At 72.8% G+C, this 16,035-nt stretch carries 16 protein-coding genes and 2 pseudogenes; 9 read left to right on the forward strand and 9 right to left on the reverse strand.

Translation table 11 applies throughout. The annotated features are described in order from the left end of the window. Positions 1-15 precede the first annotated feature (15 nt). Positions 16-807 carry a MerR family transcriptional regulator gene (locus ACGRHY_RS09965; protein WP_394635036.1) on the forward strand — a complete coding sequence of 264 codons (792 nt, stop codon included), beginning with the start codon at positions 16-18 and terminating at the stop codon, positions 805-807. Positions 808-1,067: 260 nt separating this feature from the next. On the opposite strand, the gene ACGRHY_RS09970 is transcribed toward ACGRHY_RS09965, so the two are convergent. Next, positions 1,068-1,421, reverse strand: a complete 354-nt coding sequence (locus ACGRHY_RS09970; RefSeq protein ID WP_394635037.1) for a hypothetical protein — start codon at positions 1,419-1,421, stop codon at positions 1,068-1,070. Positions 1,422-1,887: 466 nt separating this feature from the next. Here ACGRHY_RS09970 and ACGRHY_RS09975 point away from each other — a divergent pair, with 466 nt between their 5' ends. Next, on the forward strand, positions 1,888-3,222 hold the full coding sequence (locus tag ACGRHY_RS09975) for a hypothetical protein (protein WP_394635038.1): 1,335 nt from the start codon (positions 1,888-1,890) through the stop codon (positions 3,220-3,222). A gap of 138 nt (positions 3,223-3,360) precedes the next feature. Here ACGRHY_RS09975 and ACGRHY_RS09980 read toward each other — a convergent pair whose 3' ends face one another. After that, positions 3,361-3,585, reverse strand: a complete 225-nt coding sequence (locus tag ACGRHY_RS09980; RefSeq protein WP_394638212.1) for a hypothetical protein — start codon at positions 3,583-3,585, stop codon at positions 3,361-3,363. Between the two features lie 68 nt (positions 3,586-3,653). Then, positions 3,654-4,106 (reverse strand): annotated as a pseudogene (locus tag ACGRHY_RS09985) (pectate lyase); the annotation flags it as partial. Positions 4,107-4,132: 26 nt separating this feature from the next. On the opposite strand from ACGRHY_RS09985, the pseudogene ACGRHY_RS09990 reads away from it, so the two are divergent. Next, positions 4,133-4,261: pseudogene (locus ACGRHY_RS09990) on the forward strand (SigE family RNA polymerase sigma factor); the annotation flags it as partial. A 4-nt stretch (positions 4,262-4,265) separates the two neighbouring features. Then, positions 4,266-4,991 carry a hypothetical protein gene (locus ACGRHY_RS09995; protein ID WP_394635039.1) on the forward strand — a complete coding sequence of 242 codons (726 nt, stop codon included), beginning with the start codon at positions 4,266-4,268 and terminating at the stop codon, positions 4,989-4,991. Between the two features lie 30 nt (positions 4,992-5,021). Here the strand turns inward: ACGRHY_RS09995 and ACGRHY_RS10000 are convergent, their stop codons facing one another. Continuing rightward, positions 5,022-6,509, reverse strand: a complete 1,488-nt coding sequence (locus ACGRHY_RS10000) for a PspC domain-containing protein (RefSeq protein WP_394635040.1) — start codon at positions 6,507-6,509, stop codon at positions 5,022-5,024. 94 nt (positions 6,510-6,603) lie between these two features. Here ACGRHY_RS10000 and ACGRHY_RS10005 point away from each other — a divergent pair, with 94 nt between their 5' ends. The 3 genes from ACGRHY_RS10005 (at position 6,604) to ACGRHY_RS10015 (ending at position 9,932) form a co-directional block, all read left to right on the forward strand. Next, complete coding sequence (locus ACGRHY_RS10005) at positions 6,604-7,905, forward strand: PspC domain-containing protein (RefSeq protein WP_394635041.1); 1,302 nt, start codon at positions 6,604-6,606, stop codon at positions 7,903-7,905. A gap of 10 nt (positions 7,906-7,915) precedes the next feature. Next, positions 7,916-8,602, forward strand: a complete 687-nt coding sequence (locus ACGRHY_RS10010; protein WP_394635042.1) for a LuxR C-terminal-related transcriptional regulator — start codon at positions 7,916-7,918, stop codon at positions 8,600-8,602. Between the two features lie 67 nt (positions 8,603-8,669). Further along, positions 8,670-9,932 (forward strand): AAA family ATPase, encoded by a 1,263-nt coding sequence (locus ACGRHY_RS10015; RefSeq protein WP_394635043.1) that lies wholly within the window; start codon positions 8,670-8,672, stop codon positions 9,930-9,932. Positions 9,933-10,166: 234 nt separating this feature from the next. Here the strand turns inward: ACGRHY_RS10015 and ACGRHY_RS10020 are convergent, their stop codons facing one another. Further along, positions 10,167-10,598 carry an ATP-binding protein gene (locus ACGRHY_RS10020; protein WP_394635044.1) on the reverse strand — a complete coding sequence of 144 codons (432 nt, stop codon included), beginning with the start codon at positions 10,596-10,598 and terminating at the stop codon, positions 10,167-10,169. Positions 10,599-10,805: 207 nt separating this feature from the next. Between ACGRHY_RS10020 and ACGRHY_RS10025 the strand changes: the two genes are divergently transcribed. Together ACGRHY_RS10025 and ACGRHY_RS10030 are read left to right on the forward strand one after the other, a co-directional pair. Continuing rightward, complete coding sequence (locus tag ACGRHY_RS10025) at positions 10,806-11,678, forward strand: helix-turn-helix domain-containing protein (RefSeq protein ID WP_394635045.1); 873 nt, start codon at positions 10,806-10,808, stop codon at positions 11,676-11,678. Positions 11,679-11,688: 10 nt separating this feature from the next. Continuing rightward, positions 11,689-11,886 (forward strand): DUF397 domain-containing protein, encoded by a 198-nt coding sequence (locus tag ACGRHY_RS10030; protein ID WP_394635046.1) that lies wholly within the window; start codon positions 11,689-11,691, stop codon positions 11,884-11,886. A 192-nt stretch (positions 11,887-12,078) separates the two neighbouring features. Here ACGRHY_RS10030 and ACGRHY_RS10035 read toward each other — a convergent pair whose 3' ends face one another. The 4 genes from ACGRHY_RS10035 to guaA all read right to left on the reverse strand — a co-directional run bounded on the left by ACGRHY_RS10035 (position 12,079) and on the right by guaA (position 15,842). Next, the gene (locus tag ACGRHY_RS10035) at positions 12,079-12,642 is read right to left on the reverse strand and encodes a dihydrofolate reductase family protein (protein ID WP_394635047.1); all 564 of its coding nucleotides are present in this window, start codon (positions 12,640-12,642) and stop codon (positions 12,079-12,081) included. A gap of 106 nt (positions 12,643-12,748) precedes the next feature. Further along, complete coding sequence (locus ACGRHY_RS10040; RefSeq protein WP_394635048.1) at positions 12,749-13,357, reverse strand: Uma2 family endonuclease; 609 nt, start codon at positions 13,355-13,357, stop codon at positions 12,749-12,751. Between the two features lie 123 nt (positions 13,358-13,480). Next, the gene (locus ACGRHY_RS10045; protein WP_394635049.1) at positions 13,481-14,092 is read right to left on the reverse strand and encodes a Uma2 family endonuclease; all 612 of its coding nucleotides are present in this window, start codon (positions 14,090-14,092) and stop codon (positions 13,481-13,483) included. Between the two features lie 121 nt (positions 14,093-14,213). Continuing rightward, the gene (guaA, locus tag ACGRHY_RS10050; protein ID WP_394635050.1) at positions 14,214-15,842 is read right to left on the reverse strand and encodes a glutamine-hydrolyzing GMP synthase; all 1,629 of its coding nucleotides are present in this window, start codon (positions 15,840-15,842) and stop codon (positions 14,214-14,216) included. Positions 15,843-16,035 lie beyond the last annotated feature (193 nt).

A 16,035-nucleotide genomic window follows, 5' to 3' on the forward strand; every position in this document is an offset into this window, starting at 1 on the left:
GGCAGTCTGAGACCCATGCTCACCATCAGCCAGCTTGCGGCGCACGCCGGGGTGACGGTACGGGCGGTACGCCATTACCACAAGGTCGGGCTGCTGCCCGAGCCCGAGCGCGACCGGTCCGGGTACCGGATCTACGATGCCGCCGCGGTCGTGCGACTGATCCGGATCCGCACCCTGGCCGATGCAGGCGTGCCGCTGGCCAGGGTGCAGGAACTCCTCGACGCCGGCCCGGATGAGTTCGCCGGCGGTGTCCAGGAGATCGACAAGGGTCTGCGCGCCGAGATCCGGCGGCTGCAGGGCACCCGCAGCCGGCTCGCCCGGCTCGCCGCCGGAGAGTACCTGGCGCTTCCGCAGAGCGTCGTGGGCTACCTCGACCGGCTGCGCGGCCTCGGCGTCGGGGAGCGGTACATCGAGCTGGAGCGGGATGCCTGGACCATGATCGCCGCGCAGGTGCCGGACCTGATCGACTCCGTGATCGCCAAGAAGCACGAGGAACTGGACGACCCCGACATGGTGAGGCTCTACAGCTTCTTCACCGGGGAGCCCGGCTGGCGAGCCGGCGATCCACGGATCGTCGAGGTCGCCGACATCCTGGAGCGCCTGATGATTCGCGCCGTGGAGGCCGGCGAGATGGGTGCCGACGGCTTCGACGATCAGTTCGTCGCCCTGATGGACTCAGCCATGCTCGAGTCCGCACCGGGCGCCGAACTGGTGCTGGCGATTCTGAAGGAGCGTGGCTGGAGTGGCTGGACCCGCATCGAGCGAGTACCCGCTGACAGGCTCAACACTGAACGGCCTCCGTCCTGAAGGCAGGTCAGGGTCCTGGTGTGACGTCGTTCGGGGTGCTCGTGCCGGCTGTCCTATCGCCTCTTGGGCCACCCCAACGGCCCGACCACCGCCAGGGACCGGACACGGCGGTGAGAAAACCGCGCGGACAAATCGATGAGAAGTGATGACGAACGCCCAGCCCACGAGAACTCGGCCGGACAAGAGTGCTGAGAACCTACAGGGCGGTGGGCGGCGGTGCCGTCGCACCGCCGCCCACCGCCCGCCGTACGTGTGGCCGGCTAGGTCCACATGACGGCGATGAAGATGTTGGCGACGGTGAGCAGGCCTATGGTGCCGAACAGCGGCGCGGGCAGCCGCTCGTCGTCCCGTTTGACGTAGACCAGGCCGAGGATCACCACCAGCAGGGTGAGCTTCACACCGATCTTTATGTGGTTGACGGTCTGGCCGTCCGCCTCGTTCAGGCCGACCAGGGCCACGCCCGTCACCAGCATGGTGAGGGCTCCGTGCAGCATCGCCGGGACGATGCGGGCCTCGCCGGCGCCCATGGCCCTCATCTGGGTCATGAAGCCGCCGAGCAGGGCGCCGATGCCGACGATGTGCAGGCCGACGAAGAAGTGGGTGAGTGCCTCCATGGCACGCGAGCGTATCCGGGGGTCTCCCGCCTCCCTCGGCCAGGGCGCTCGTCGGCTCCCGCCGCGCCGACCGCACCCGCCGACCGCACCCGCCGAACCGGCCGGGGGACCGTCCGAGGAGGAGTCGGCCCGGCCCGGTCCCGAAGGGCCGGGCCTGGAGGCGGCGCCCGCCCGGCCGCCGGGTGGGCCCCTGCCCGAACGGTCTCCGTCACCCCCGGGAGGCACACCGTCCGCCGGGCCGCCTCACTCGTCCGGGTGGTGAGCACACGGCGCTCCCGAAGGCGTCCCCCTCCCCGCCACCGCCGCGGACCGGCTTCCGCGCCCGGGAGAGGGGACCCGACGGGCCGGGGACAGGCCGGGGAACAGCCGGGAACACCGCCCCGGCCCCCTTCTCCGTAGGGCACAATTCCCTCCCGTTGCCGGAGAGTCGGCGGCTCGGGGAGAGCCGGGGAGAGGTGGGTCGACAGTGGCCGTGGACACGGCGCGGGGCGGCGGTACGGCGAGCGCGCCACCGGGAGGGACGGCGAGGCCCGCCGGCGCGGCGGGCGGCGCTCCGCCGGCCGGGCACGGCGGCTGCGCCTGCACGGACTGCCCGCACGGGGTGCGGGAGGGCCGCCGCCGCGCACTCGCCGAGTTCCGGCGGCGACGCGACGAACTCGCGGCGGGCGGCGGAGTGCCCGCCGCCCTCGCCCACTCGCCCGGCGCGTCCCGCCAGTGGGTCTCCGACGAACTGACCCAGGCGGCCCGCACCGTCGCCGGGCACACCCGCGCCGAGGCCGCTTTCCGGCTGGGCGGGCTGTGGCGGCACACAGCCGTCACCGTCTGGGGTGCGGTCGCACTGCTGCTGGCCGGCCAGGCCGCCACGGCGGTGCTCGGCCCGGGCTGGACGACCGGGCGCACCGCCGGACTGGTGGCCGCGCTGGTCTGCGCGGCCGCGCTGACCGCCGCCGCGCTGCTGCACCGGGCGCGCGGCGGGGTGCTGGCGCCGGTGACCGGCGAGGACGGACGGCTGTCCACCTCGCGCACGGTCGCCGCCCTCTGGGTGCTGCTGGCCTCGTACTCCGTACTGGTCGTCGCCGTCGGTCTGGCCCTCGCACCCGGCGCGGACGCGCCCGCCCGGCTGCTCGCCGGCCTGGACCTGGAGCGCGGCGCCGGGCTGTTGAGCGTCCTCGCCCTGTGCTGCGCGGTCGCCGTCACCGTGCGCCGGACCGTCGTGCTGCGGGTGCGGGCGCAGCGCCTGCAGAAGGTGCGCGCCGACCGGCCGCGCGCCGCCGACCTGCTCACCGACGACAGCGGGCGCGGCGCCTTCACGGACGTGCAGTACGTGGCGGTGTGCTCGGTGGCGGCGGTCTTCGCCGCGGTACGGCTGGCCCGCCGGCCCGGCGAACTGCCGGATCTGCCGTGGGGTCTGGCGCTGCTGGTGGCGATCTCGGCGCTGACGTACCTGGCCGGGAAGTACTCCGAGGGCGGCCGGCCCGTCATCCTGTCCGTCGTCCGCTCCCGCGAGGTGGGCGACCTGGACTCGCCCATCCGCACCGGCGACGACATCGAGATCCGCGGCTCGGGCTTCGTGCCGCCCGGCGCGGAGGCGCCGGACCGGCTGGCCCGGACGACGGTGCGCATCGGCACCGTCCACGTCCACGTACCGCTGGTCCCGGTGGCCGGAGGCTTCGCCAACCCGGCCGACACCGTGCTGACCGTCCCCGTGCCGGTGGACGTCGAGCCCGGCCGGGTCGAGGTGCGGGTGATCACCGCGGCGGGTGTGGAGACCAACCTCTACTCCATCGACGTCCTGGAGTAAACAACTCGGCCCCTGAAGGGACCGGGCTCTCCGGCCGGGTCCCTGCGAGGCTCCGCTCATGCTCCCGGCCGCCCCCTACGACGGGGCGGTCACGGGGCACATCGCCCGGCCCCCGCACGGGGCCGGGTCGGGGCATGTTCACGAATACCCACGCCGGGCGTGCGCGGTCACGCGCGTTGACCCCGGCGACGTGGTCGGCCGGCCCGGCGAGGCCGCACCGACGACATAGGCCGGCGACCGCAGCTCCTTGACCGAGCCCTTGAGCCGGTGCTTCGCGAAGGCGCTTTCCGAGACCCGGTTCGCGCACTCGTTGACCGTGTGCGAGGTGCGCTCGAGCACCGATGCCTGCACGGCATCCGGCATCCGGCATCCGGCATCCGGCATCCGGCATCCGGCGTCAAGCGAACCTGCACGACCAATTTCATGATCTCACCGCACCTTCGTGTCCACATCACCCCGTCGGCCACGTCGAAGTTCCGCAGCGTCAGCGTGCCCACGCCGTTGACCTGGAAGGCCTTGTTCGAGGCCTTGCGGTCGCCGCCGCCTGTGACGGTGTACTTCACCGAGTGCGAGGTGCCCCTGAAGCCGGCGGCATCCCCGCCGGCGTCCTCCCACCACACTTTCCGCAGGGTGCGGCTGCCCGTGCAGTGCACGGCGTCGGCGGCGGGGGCGCCGGGGATCACGTCCTTCGGGACGGCTCCGTCCTTCGGCTTGGAGACCGGGTCCTGGCCCTCGTCCTGGCCGTCGCCGCCCAGTCCGCCGCTGCCGTGGTGGCGCTTCATGCCGCCGTCGTGGGTGCCCGACACCTCGGCGGTGGAGGAGACCGCCCTGGCGCCCCCGGCGGACGGCCAGGCCGCGGCGGCGGCCGCCGCTCCCGTGGCCACGGCGGCGGTCAGGGCCGCGGCGGTGGAAGGAGACCGCGCTCGCCCTCGGGGTGTCAGTGGGTACCGTCAAGAGCCAGACCTCCGAGGGCACGGCGGAGCTGCGCCGGCTGCTGGGCACACGGGCCGCCGGCGAACTGGTGGGAAGGGAGCGCTGAATCGATGGACCCCCTGCACGAGCTGCTGCGGGAAGAGGCCGGCTCCTACCGGCCGGACCGGGCGCGTATGTACGCACGGGTGAGCCGGGCCGTCTCCGCCGGGCCGGACGGCGGTTCCGGCCGCTCCCGCCTCCGGACGCGCGGTGTGCCATGGCCCCGCGTCGCCTTTGTCGCCGTGGCCTCGACCGCGGCGCTCCTCGCCGGCGCCCACGCCCTCGCCTCCCTGGTGCGCGAGGACGGCCCGGCGCGGGGGGCGGTCACCGCCCCGCTCCCGGCGGCACCCGGCCCGGACGCCGCGGAGCCCTCCCCCGCCGGCCGGGCCCCGGACGCGCCGAGCAGCGGGCCCCTGCGTTCCGAGGGCACCGTCGACCCCCGCAGCAACGCCCACCGGGCGCAGAGCAACGTCACACTCACCGCCCGAGAGCCCCTCACCTCGCTCGTGCTGGAGGTGCGGATCGTCCACAACGGCGCCGTACGGCACACCGGGAGCCGGCTGTCCCTGCCCGAGGCCGACTTCGCCGTCACGGCGCGCGAGGCGGCCGGTGCGCTGGTCTACCGCTGGGTGCTGCGGGAGGGCCGGACGGTCCCCGCCGGACGGCACGTCTTCGCGGCCCGGTACGACCACGCGGGAGGCGCGCGGGAGGCGGCGGGCGACGGCTACACCGCGACCGCCTCGGCGGCGGACGGCGAGCACACGGTCCGGGGCTCCTTCCGGAACCCGTCCGGCTGACGGCCGGCCGGCGGCCGGACGCACACCGCCTCACCGCGCGATCCCCGCCGGCTCCTTCCGCGGCTGCTCCCCCGGCTCCTTCCCCGGTGCCGCGGGGCCGTCCCCCTCCCCGGCCGCTCCGTCCGGCAGATGCTGCACGATCACGGCCTCGCCCACCCCGACGCGGACGGTCAGCCGCAGCGTGCCCCCCGGGCCGCCGTCCTCGGCCGGGGGCAGTGTGCGCCGCTCGGCGATCCCGATCCCGCCGCCCTGCGCGGTCCCCCAGCCGCCGTCCCCGGGCAACCCGGCCAGCCGGTAGCCGCCGACGCCCACGTCGACGGTCAGCTCCACCTCGACGCCGGGGGGGACCGTGATCCGCGCCTCGCCGGCGCCCAGGTCCAGCACCGTGCTCAGCGTCCGGCCCTCGCCCGGACTCGCCCCCGAGAGGTCGAGCAGGGCCGATCCGGTGCCCAGCTCGTACCGCTCCTCGACCGCGGCCGCGCTCGCCGGGCTCCACGCCCTCTCGGCCCAGTCGGTGGTGATGTCCCTCGGCAGCAGCATCGAGCCCGCCAGCAGCAGGCCGGTGCACATGATCGCGAAGAACGTCCCTCCGCCGATCCGCCCGTAGAAGACGCTGACCAGCGCGCCCAGGACGAAGACGCCCAGCGCCGAGCCGAGGCCGACGGACAGCGCGACACCCAGCGGCTGCGTGTGCCAGACGGCGGCGGCGCCGATCGCCGCCGCGGCCAGGGCCAGCAGGAAGACCGGGCCGCCGATGGATCTGCGCCCGCGCGGCGCGCCGGACCGCTCGGGGCCGGACCCGTCCCCGACCGGCGCCGCCTTCCGGTACGGGGGCGCGCTCGCGTACGGGGGCACGCTCGCGTACGGACCGGCGGACGACTCGTCCTCCGGCCCCCACAGGTACCCGGTGTCCGGTGGCGTCTGCGGCGGCCCGTCCTTCGTCAGCGGCTCGCGCCACCACGACGGCCCGGCCGGCGCGGGCGGGGCCTGGGCCTCGGGGGGCGCGTCGGCGACGGCGTGCGCCGTCATCGGCTCCGCCGGGCTCCCCTGCTCCTCCACGGTCACGGTGCGGCGCCGGTGCCGGGACCAGTAGGCCGCCCCGGCGACGGATCCGGCCAGCAGCACGGAGAACGTCTGCGTCCCGCCGTCGCCGCTGCCCAGCGAGTTCAGGAGCAGCCCGCTGCCCACGAGCGCGCACAGCACCGCGCTCAGCGTGGTGCCCTCCACGCGGCCCGACAGCAGCCGCCGCCCCTCGTTCTCGTCCTCGCCCTCCAGCGGGACGAGCAGCCAGGCGAAGCCGTAGAAGAGCAGGCCGAGACCGCCGACGACCGACAGCACGGCCAGCGTCACGCGGAAGATCACCGGATCGAGGTCGTAGTGGCGGCCCAGGCCGCCGCACACTCCGGCGACGACCTTGTGCCGGCGGCTGCGGGTGAGCCGTGCCCCGGTGTCCGGAGCCTCTGTGGTTTCCGGGGCTTCCGGCCGGGGCTCGCCGGAGGGCGGCTGGGCGTCTGTCATGGGGACCATGGTGGCGTGCCGACCGCTCCCGGACATCAGGGGGCGTCCCGGAGGCGACCCTGAGTTCTCCGGGCCGGATCAGGGACCGACCCTGATGCCCCGCGCCACTCGTCCGTGTGACGATCGTGGCGTGACAGCCACCGCTCCGCCGCCCGCCGCCGAGTCCCCACCCCCGCGCAGGCTCTACCGCAGCTCCGAGGGGCGGCTGCTCGGCGGTGTCGCACGCGGGTTGGCCGGCCACCTGGGCGTGCCGGTCTCCTGGGTTCGGATCGTCTTCCTCGTGCTGTTCATGACCAACGGCCTGGGCGCCCTGCTGTACGCCGCCTTCTGGTTCTTCGTGCCGCTGGGCGCGGGCGGCGTCGAGGCCCCGCCGAGGAAGGCGGAGGGGAAGGCGGAGGGGCCGCGGCATGTCCGCAGGCCCGACAAGGGCCAGCTCCTGGCGGTCCTGGTGCTGGTCGTGGCACTGGGCTCCCTGGGCTCCAACCTCCAGTTCGGCGAGGCGAACGCCTATGTCTGGCCGCTGCTGCTGGCCGGGATCGGCGTGGCCGTCGTCTGGCGGCAGGCGGACGACTCCCGGCGGGCCCACTGGGCGGAGGTCAGCCGCCGCAGGCGGCTGCTGCCCATCGCCCGCAGCGCGGCGGGCGCCCTCCTGGTCGGGGTGGGCATCACCGGTTTCGTCGTCACCCGGGGCCTGGGCCCGCATCTGGGCACGGTGCTCCAGGCGTCACTGGCGCTGCTGGTCGGTACGGCGCTGCTGGCCGGACCGTATCTGGTCCGCCTCACGCAGGACCTGTCCCAGGAGCGGCTGATGCGCGTCCGGGCGCAGGAGCGGGCCGAGGTGGCCGCCCACGTGCACGACTCCGTCCTGCACACCCTCACCCTGATCCAGCGCAACGCGGACAACCCCCGCGAGGTGGCCCGTCTCGCGCGCGCCCAGGAGCGCGAGCTGCGGGCCTGGCTCTACAGGCCGAGCGGTACGGGCAGGGACGAGGAGGAGGAGCCGGACACCCTGGCCGACGCGGTGCGCGGGGCGGCGGCCGAGGTGGAGGACCACCACGGGGTGCCGGTGGAGGTGGTCTGCGTCGGCGACTGCCCGCTGGACGAGAGGCTGGCCGCACAGCTCCAGGCCGCCAGGGAGGCGATGGTCAACGCCGCCAAGTACGGTGGCGAGGACGGCCCGGTGCAGGTCTTCGCGGAAGTCGAGGGACGTACGGTCTTCGTCTCCGTGCGCGACCACGGCCCCGGCTTCGACCTGGACTCGGTGCCGCCGGACCGGATGGGCGTACGGGAGTCGATCATCGGCCGGATGCGGCGCAACGGCGGTACGGCGGTGCTGCGTTCCGCCCCCGAGGGCGGCACGGTGGTGGAGCTGGAGATGGAGAGGGCGGACACATGAGGGCGGAAGCATGAACGAGGAACAGCACCGGGAGCAGCACCGGGCCCGGGTGGTCCTGGTGGACGACCACCGGATGTTCCGCACGGGCGTCCAGGCGGAGATCGGGGACACCGCCGAGACCGGGGTCGAGGTCGTCGGCGAGGCCGCCGACGTGGACCAGGCGGTCACGGTCATCACCGCCACCCGCCCCGACGTCGTCCTGCTCGACGTCCACCTGCCCGGCGGCGGCGGGGTGGAGGTGCTGCGCCGCAGCGCCACGCTGATGGCCGACCCCGAGCGCCCGGTGCGCTTCCTGGCCCTGTCGGTCTCGGACGCGGCCGAGGACGTCATCGGCGTCATCCGCGGCGGCGCCCGCGGCTACGTCACCAAGACGATCACCGGCGCGGACCTGGTCCGGGCCGTCTTCCGGGTCGCCGAGGGCGACGCGGTGTTCTCCCCGCGCCTGGCGGGCTTCGTCCTGGACGCCTTCGCCTCCACCGACGCCCCGCCGGTGGACGAGGACCTGGACCGCCTCACCCAGCGCGAGCGCGAGGTGCTGCGCCTGATCGCGCGCGGCTACGCCTACAAGGAGATCGCCAAGCAGCTGTTCATCTCGGTCAAGACAGTCGAGAGTCATGTCTCGGCGGTGCTGCGCAAGCTCCAGCTCTCCAACCGCCACGAGCTCACCCGCTGGGCGACGGCCCGCCGCCTGGTGTGAGTTCCCCTCTCCGGCGGGTACGGCCGGGTACCGCCCGGTTACCCTGTGCGCGAGACGAGGAGGACGCATGCTGCTGAGGTTCCGCGTGGCCAACGTGCGGTCACTGCGCGACGAGCAGGAGCTGTCCTTCGCCGCCCCCGCCGAGGGGGACGGCGCCGCCGCCCGCACGCTGCCGCTGTCCGACGGCAGGAGCCTGGAGCTCTACCCCGTGCTGGGGGTCTTCGGCCCGAACGCCTCCGGCAAGTCCAATGTGATCGCGGCCCTGCGGCTGATGCGCGAGGCCGTCCTCACCTCCTACGGCGAGTGGACGTCCTACCGCGGGCTGCCCCGGGAGGCGTTCGTTCTGGACCGCGAGGCCGCCGCCGAGAGCTCCTTCTGGGAGGTCGACTTCGTCCTGTCGGACGGGGTCCGCTGGACCTACGGCTTCGAGCTCGGGGACACCCGGGTGGAGAGCGAGTGGCTGCACGCCTACCCCAAGGGCCGCCGCCAGGTCTGGTTCGACCGGGAGGCGGGCCGGGAGAAGGAGTTCGACTTCCCCGCCGAGCGCGTCCAGGACCGGGCCCGGCTGGCCCGCACCACCCGCCCCAACGCCCTGCTGCTCTCCCGCGCCGCCGCCGACAACCACCCCCAGCTGACCCGGATACACCGCTGGTTCCAGGACAACCTGTGGGACGTCACCCCGGAGACCGAGCGCCCGCAGCGCGAGGCGTACACCGCCCAGCGGCTGCTGGACCCGCAGGTGCGGCACCGCATCGAGGAGCTGCTGCGGGTGGCGGACCTGGGCATCACCGGCGCCGAGGTGGAGCGGCGGCCCGGTGAGGCCCCGAGGATCCGCCTGCGGCACGCGGTCCGGGGAGCGGAGGGCGACGACTCGGTCGCCGTCGACTGGGAGAAGGAGTCCTTCGGCACCCGCTCCTGGTTCGCGCTGCTCGGCCCGGTGCTGCTGGCCCTCGACGAGGGCGCGGTGCTGATGGTGGACGAGCTGGACTCCAGCCTGCACCCCCAGGTGGCCGCCGAGGTCGTCCGCCTCTTCCAGCGCCCCCAGGTCAACCGCCGCAACGCCCAGTTGGTCTTCACCTCGCACGCCCCCTCCCTCCTGCGCGAGCCCGGCGGCGGGCGATTGCTGGAGCCGGGCCAGGTCTGGCTGACGGAGAAGGACGAACGCGGGGCGACCGAGGTCTTCCCCCTCTCCGACCTGAAACCGGCGACCACGGAGGACCTGATGACGTCCTACCTGGCGGGGGTCTTCGGCGGCGTTCCGCGCCTGTCGGAGGGCCAGGTGGGCCGCAGACTGCTGATGGCCGAGGCGATGGAGGCAGAGCGAGCCTGATGGCGAGGACCAGGGGGAAGGACGACACGCGCCGGCAGTCGCGGCGGGACGAGCGCAGCCGCAAACGCGCGGTCTACATCTACGCCGAGGGCGAGGTGACCGAGGAGGAGTACCTCGACCTCGTCATGGAGCACGGCACACCGGCCGATCCGGCCCGCCGGACCACTCACCACATCTGCACAGCCAACGCGGCGGCCAAGGACCGCAAACCGATCACGCTGGTGGACAAGGCCGTCAACCGCTCCGCGTCCGCCCCAGGTCGATCTCGGCCCAGACCGTCTCGCCGACCGTGCGCGGGTTGGCGCCCCAGCGCGCGACGAGGGCGTCCACGATCAACAGGCCCCGGCCGAACTGCTCGTCGTCGGCCGGAGTCCGGGGCTCCGGCCGACGTTCCCCGCATGCGTCGCTGACCTCGATGCGCAGCACCGACGCCGTCAGCATCAGGTGCACCCTGAACGGCCGCCCCAGCACACGGCCGTGCAGCAGTGCGTTGCCGGCCAGTTCGCTGACGATCAGCGATGCGTCCCCGGCCACGCCGGGGTATCCCCACTCACCCACCAGTCGCGCCGTCCGTCGCCGGGCCAGGCTCACGCTGCTGGGGAACGGGGTGTAGTCGAGCCTGTCCTCCTTGAGGACAACACCAGCGGTGGGGAGCTGTTCGGTCATGCGTGCACTTCTCAGGGACGTGTCGAGATAGCAGCATGGCGCTGCGCCATGCCGCACAAGGCACTTCTTGCGATCAGTCGATGACTCTCAGCAGAGTGCCCGCATGTCTCCTAAGTTGCAAGTGAATCAATTTGATTGAATTGAAGATCTAGTACGGTGTGCACATGGGGTGTGACAACATGCATGCGCGATGGCAGGGAGGCAGAGGTGTCTGGTGAGCTGAGGCCGACCGTGCGGCGCCGGGTGTTGGGAACCAACCTTCGGCGGCTGCGCGAGGAGAAGGGCCTGTATCTGGAGGACGCGGCAAGCGCGCTGAGCTGCCATCCGGGCAAGGTCAGTCGCATCGAGTCGGGACGCAGCGGCATCCGCCAGCTCGACCTCCGCGTCCTGCTGGACTTTTACGGAGTCAAGGACGACTCGGTGCGTGAGGGCTGGCTCGCACTCGCGCGCGAGAGCCGCCGCCAGCGCTGGTGGCGTGTCCTGGAGGACAAACTGCCGCAGGACTTCCTGGAACTGATCGGCCTGGAAGAAGAGGTGGCGACCTGCCGTGGCTTTCAACCGAGCACGGTGCACGCCCTGTTGCAGACCAAGGCGTACGCGACGGCCATCATCCAGGGCGGGAGCACCGGTCCCCTCAACGAGGACCAGCAGACCAGGCTGCGCATCAGGCTGGAGCGGCAGAAGGCGCTGACGCGCTCCGAGGCGGAACCGCTGAACATGTGGCTGGTGCTCGGCGAGACCGCTCTGCGGCAGCAGGTCGGCGGGCCGGCGGTGCTGAGCGAACAACTGCGCCACCTTGTAGAGATGGCGCGGCTTCCGAACGTAACGTTGCAGGTACTACCCTTCACAGCAGGGGCGTGCAAGGGAGGGATGCTCCCCTTCACCCTCTACGGCTTCCCCGCTCCGGCCCAGCTGGAGGTCGTGCTTCTGGAGCACTTCACCAGTCACGCCTACCTGGAAGCGGCTGACGACACGGCTCACTACAACAGCGTGTTCGACCACATCCGAGCCTCGGCCCTCAGCCCACTGGAGTCGGAAGCGTTGATCCTGCAGATCGCCGACGAACTGTCCCGAAGCTAAGGAAGAGGCCATGTCCGCTCTCAGTACCGAGTGGTTCAAGAGCAGTTACAGCATGCAGAACGGTGACTGTGTCGAGGTCCGCCACACAGAGAGGGGCATGGCCGTACGCGACTCCAAGGAGCCCACGGGCCCCTGCATACGCCTGTCCCCCACCACCTGGGCCGCGTTCCTCTCCACACTCCGCGGCGGAGACGAGCGAGCCGCGTAACCCCGTCAGCTCCCTTGCACAGGGTGGTGTGACAGCACCGGCGGCGCGAGGCAAGTGCACCGACGGCGTACCGGGCGGACGGCACCGCACCGGGCGGTCTTCTCCGGCTCCCGGCACCGCCGCCGGAAGGGCTGACCGTGTGCGCCGCGCGAACCCCCGTCCCGCGCGGCGCGTGGTGGGCGCCCGCGCCGGTCAGGAGCGCTTCGGCTCGTAGTGCAGAGCGGTGATCCCGCATTCGAACGGCCGGGCGGCGACGAGGCTGAGCCGGTGGTGGGAGCCGGTGTCGGGGAAGACGGGCATCCCGGCGCCGAGTGCGACGGGGTTGACGAACAGGTGGAGTTCGTCCAGCAGGTCCCGGGCGATCAGGTTCCGCACGAGAGTGGCGCCCCCGTAGGCGATGATGTCCCCGCCCGGCCGCTCCTTCAGCCGGTTGACCGTCTCGGTGAGGTCACCCCCGGCGACCGCGACGCCCTCCCATGGCGACTCGGTCAGGGAGTCGGAGATCACGGTCTTGGGCGTGTTGTTCATCCAGGCGATGGACTCCTCGGTCTCGCCCTCGGGCCCGGCCGCCCACGCCGGGATGAACCCCTCGGCGAGGCGGCGGCCCAGCACGATGTGGTCGACCGGCTTGGTGAGCGCGTCGATGTGGGCGCCGATGTCGTCGGTCCAGGGGAACGTCATCCAGTCCATCTCGCCGTCCGGCCCGGCCATGTAGCCGTCGACGCTGACCTGGACCTGGAGCTTGAACCTGCGCATGACTGCTTCCCTTCGGACCCGCTCGGGCTGATTCCGTGTCAGGGAAAAGCTAACGGCCGCCACTGACAGTGCCCCCGGTACGGCTCGCGGGCGGGCCGCGAGCCGGCTACATCCGGTCGATCGCGGTGAGGTCGATGTCGACGCCGAACGGAGCGGAGAGCGTCAGCCGCCCCTCGTGGACGCCGGTGAGGGCGTACGCCCCCGCCCCCGGGTCGAGCCGGTGGACGTGGACCACCGGGCGGCGGCCCGTGCCCTCCTCCACCAGCCAGAAGTGCGGGATGCCCGCCCGCGCGTAGAGCTGGGGTTTGCGTTCGCGGTCGCGGATCGCCGAGTCGGGGGCGACGGTCTCGACGGCCAGCACGACGTCCCTGGCGTCGTAGCGGTTGGCCTCCAGCCCCTGTACGGCCTCGGCCCGGATCACGGACACGTCCGGCTCGGGCGCCTGCCCGGGGCCGAGCACCACGACCATCTCCCGCCGCACCCGCAGATGTGCCGGGCAGGTGCGGCGCAGGCCCTCCACCAGCAGGGAGTTGGCCAGCGAGTGGTACGCGCTCTGCCGGGCGGGGAAGACCAGCGCGCCGTCGACGAGCTGGGTGTGGGACGGGAGGTCGGTCAGGCGGAAGAGGTCGTCGACGGTGAAGCCCCGGTACGGGGGCCGCAGCCACTCGGGGAACGGCTCGTCGTCGACTCCGTTTGCGGTCGCCACATCGTCCATGCCGTCATGGTGATCACCCCTCCGGTACGACTTGCCGCAAACCCCCGCCCCGCCGCTCGAAGGGGTGAGTAGTAGCACCGGTATTGACGGGATTCGGGAGCACCCCGCAGGGAGGCCGACGAGCTACAGCCGGTCGATCGCGGTGAGGTCGATGTCGATGCCGAAGGGGACGGTGAGCTTCAGCCGGTCGTGGTGGATGCCGGTGACCACATAGCTCCTGGTCACGGCGTCCAGTTCATAGACGTAGACGACGGGGTCGTCTTCCTCTCCGGTCATCTCCACCCGCCAGAAGTGCGGGATGCCGACGCGGGCGTACTTGTGGGGTTTGGTGTCGCGGTCCCTCTCCTCGGACTCGGGCGAGACGACCTCGACCGCGAGCACCACGTCCTCCGCCTCGAAGCGTGCCTGCCGGCGGCTCCGCACGGCCTCGGCCCGGAGCACGCAGAGGTCCGGTTCGGGCGCGGTGCGGTCGGTGAGCACCACGGCCATCTCGCGGCGTACCCGGTAGCGCTCGGGGACGGTCGTCCGCAGGCCGTGCTCCAGCAGGTACAGCGTCAGCGAATGGAAGTTCCGCTGCGGGCTCACGAAGACCAGGCTCCCGTCGATCAGTTCGGTGTGCGGCGGGAGGTCGGGCAGGCTGAAGAAGTCGTCCACGGTGTAGCCGTCCTGCGGCGGCATCGGCCACCGGCCGGTGGACGCACTGGGCAGCGGCTCGGCGGTCATGGTTCCTCCCATGGGCGGGATTCTCGGCCTCACCCCAGCGTATCGACCCGAAAACGCCCGCGCCGCCGCTCGAAAGGGTGAGCGGCGGCGCGGGCGTTGACGTTCAGGGGCGTTCAGGAGGGCGCGGAGGGCGTCACTCCCACTCGATGGTCCCCGGCGGCTTGCTGGTGACGTCCAGCACCACGCGGTTGACCTCGGCGACCTCGTTGGTGATGCGGGTCGAGATACGGGCCAGCGTCTCGTAGGGCAGGCGCGTCCAGTCGGCCGTCATCGCGTCCTCCGAGGAGACCGGGCGCAGCACGATCGGGTGGCCGTAGGTGCGGCCGTCGCCCTGGACGCCGACGGAGCGGACGTCGGCGAGCAGCACCACCGGGCACTGCCAGATGTCGCGGTCCAGCCCGGCCGCCGTCAGCTCCTCGCGGGCGATGGCGTCGGCCTCGCGCAGCAGGTCCAGGCGCTCCTTGGTCACCTCGCCGACGATGCGGATGCCCAGGCCGGGGCCGGGGAACGGCTGGCGGTGGACGATCTCCTCGGGCAGACCCAGCTCCTGGCCGACCATCCGGACCTCGTCCTTGAACAGCTTGCGCAGCGGCTCCACGAGCTGGAACTGGAGGTCCTCGGGCAGTCCGCCGACGTTGTGGTGGGACTTGATGTTGGCGGTGCCGGTGCCGCCGCCGGACTCCACCACGTCCGGGTAGAGGGTGCCCTGCACCAGGAACTCCACGGCCTCCTCGCCGGAGCCGGCCTCGGCGACGATCTCGCTCGCGGCCTGCTCGAAGACGCGGATGAACTCCCGGCCGATGATCTTGCGCTTCTCCTCCGGGTCGGAGACGCCGGCCAGCGCGTCCAGGAAGCGCTTCTCGGCGTCCACCACCTTGAGCTGGACGCCGGTGGCGGCCACGAAGTCCTTCTCGACCTGCTCGGACTCACCCTTGCGCATCAGCCCGTGGTCCACGTACACGCAGGTCAGGCGCTCGCCGATGGCCTTGTTGACCAGGGCTGCGGCCACCGCGGAGTCCACGCCGCCGGACAGGCCGCAGATCGCGCGCTTGGTGCCGACCTGGGCGCGGATGGCCGCGACCTGCTCCTCGACGACGCCTGCGGCCGTCCAGGTCGGCTTCAGGCCGGCGCCCCGGTAGAGGAAGTGCTCCAGCACCTGCTGGCCGTGCGTGGAGTGCATCACCTCGGGGTGGTACTGCACGCCGTACAGCCTGCGCTGGTCGTCCTCGAAGGCCGCCACGGGGACGCCGCCGGTGGAGGCGGTGACGGTGAAGCCCCCGGGGGCGGCCGAGCAGGCGTCGCCGTGCGACATCCACACCGACTGCTCGGCGGGGGTGCCCTCGAAGAGGGTGGAGCCGGGACGGGTCACGGTCAGGGCCGTGCCGCCGTACTCGCGGCGGCCGGTGTTGTCGACGGTGCCGCCCAGCGCCTGGGCCATCAGCTGGAAGCCGTAGCACATGCCGAAGACGGGCACCCCGGCCTCGAACAGCGCGCGGTCGATGCCGGGCGCGTCCTCGGCGTAGACGGAGGAGGGGCCGCCGGAGAGGATGATCGCCTTCGGGTTCCTGGCGAGCATCTCCGCCACCGGCGTGGTGGAGGGGACGACTTCGCTGTAGACCCGGGCCTCGCGTACGCGGCGGGCGATGAGCTGGGCGTACTGCGCGCCGAAGTCGACGACGAGGACGGTGTCCGGGGCATCGGGCGCGGCCGTGGACTCGGCGGGCGCGGTGGGCTCGGTGGGCTCGGTTGGCTCTGATGCCACGGGGCTGGCTGCCTTTCGGCGTGGATCTGGGCTGGGAAAGCCCAGTCTACCGGGGGTGTGCACCCGATCGGCCGTCCCACCATCCGGCCCCGCGCCCGCCCCGCTCCGCCTCCGGGTGCATACTGGACCGCATGTTCGCGCGGACCTTCTGGTTTATCTGTGGCACCGGCCCGGCCGGCCGCCATGGGATGCC

It is taken from the genome of Streptomyces shinuiensis (genome assembly GCF_043660855.1).
GTDB lineage: Bacteria > Actinomycetota > Actinomycetes > Streptomycetales > Streptomycetaceae > Streptomyces.

Excerpts from the sequence above, each read along its gene's own strand:
- ACGRHY_RS09965 (WP_394635036.1), top strand. The coding sequence starts at position 16 with ATGCTCACCATCAGCCAGCTTGCGGCGCACGCCGGGGTGACGGTACGG.
- ACGRHY_RS09970 (WP_394635037.1), bottom strand. The coding sequence starts at position 1,421 with ATGGAGGCACTCACCCACTTCTTCGTCGGCCTGCACATCGTCGGCATC.
- ACGRHY_RS09980 (WP_394638212.1), bottom strand. The coding sequence starts at position 3,585 with ATGCCGGATGCCGTGCAGGCATCGGTGCTCGAGCGCACCTCGCACACG.
- ACGRHY_RS09995 (WP_394635039.1), top strand. The coding sequence starts at position 4,266 with ATGGACCCCCTGCACGAGCTGCTGCGGGAAGAGGCCGGCTCCTACCGG.
- ACGRHY_RS10000 (WP_394635040.1), bottom strand. The coding sequence starts at position 6,509 with ATGACAGACGCCCAGCCGCCCTCCGGCGAGCCCCGGCCGGAAGCCCCG.
- ACGRHY_RS10005 (WP_394635041.1), top strand. The coding sequence starts at position 6,604 with ATGCCCCGCGCCACTCGTCCGTGTGACGATCGTGGCGTGACAGCCACC.
- ACGRHY_RS10010 (WP_394635042.1), top strand. The coding sequence starts at position 7,916 with ATGAACGAGGAACAGCACCGGGAGCAGCACCGGGCCCGGGTGGTCCTG.
- ACGRHY_RS10015 (WP_394635043.1), top strand. The coding sequence starts at position 8,670 with ATGCTGCTGAGGTTCCGCGTGGCCAACGTGCGGTCACTGCGCGACGAG.
- ACGRHY_RS10020 (WP_394635044.1), bottom strand. The coding sequence starts at position 10,598 with ATGACCGAACAGCTCCCCACCGCTGGTGTTGTCCTCAAGGAGGACAGG.
- ACGRHY_RS10030 (WP_394635046.1), top strand. The coding sequence starts at position 11,689 with ATGTCCGCTCTCAGTACCGAGTGGTTCAAGAGCAGTTACAGCATGCAG.
- ACGRHY_RS10035 (WP_394635047.1), bottom strand. The coding sequence starts at position 12,642 with ATGCGCAGGTTCAAGCTCCAGGTCCAGGTCAGCGTCGACGGCTACATG.
- ACGRHY_RS10040 (WP_394635048.1), bottom strand. The coding sequence starts at position 13,357 with ATGGACGATGTGGCGACCGCAAACGGAGTCGACGACGAGCCGTTCCCC.
- ACGRHY_RS10045 (WP_394635049.1), bottom strand. The coding sequence starts at position 14,092 with ATGGGAGGAACCATGACCGCCGAGCCGCTGCCCAGTGCGTCCACCGGC.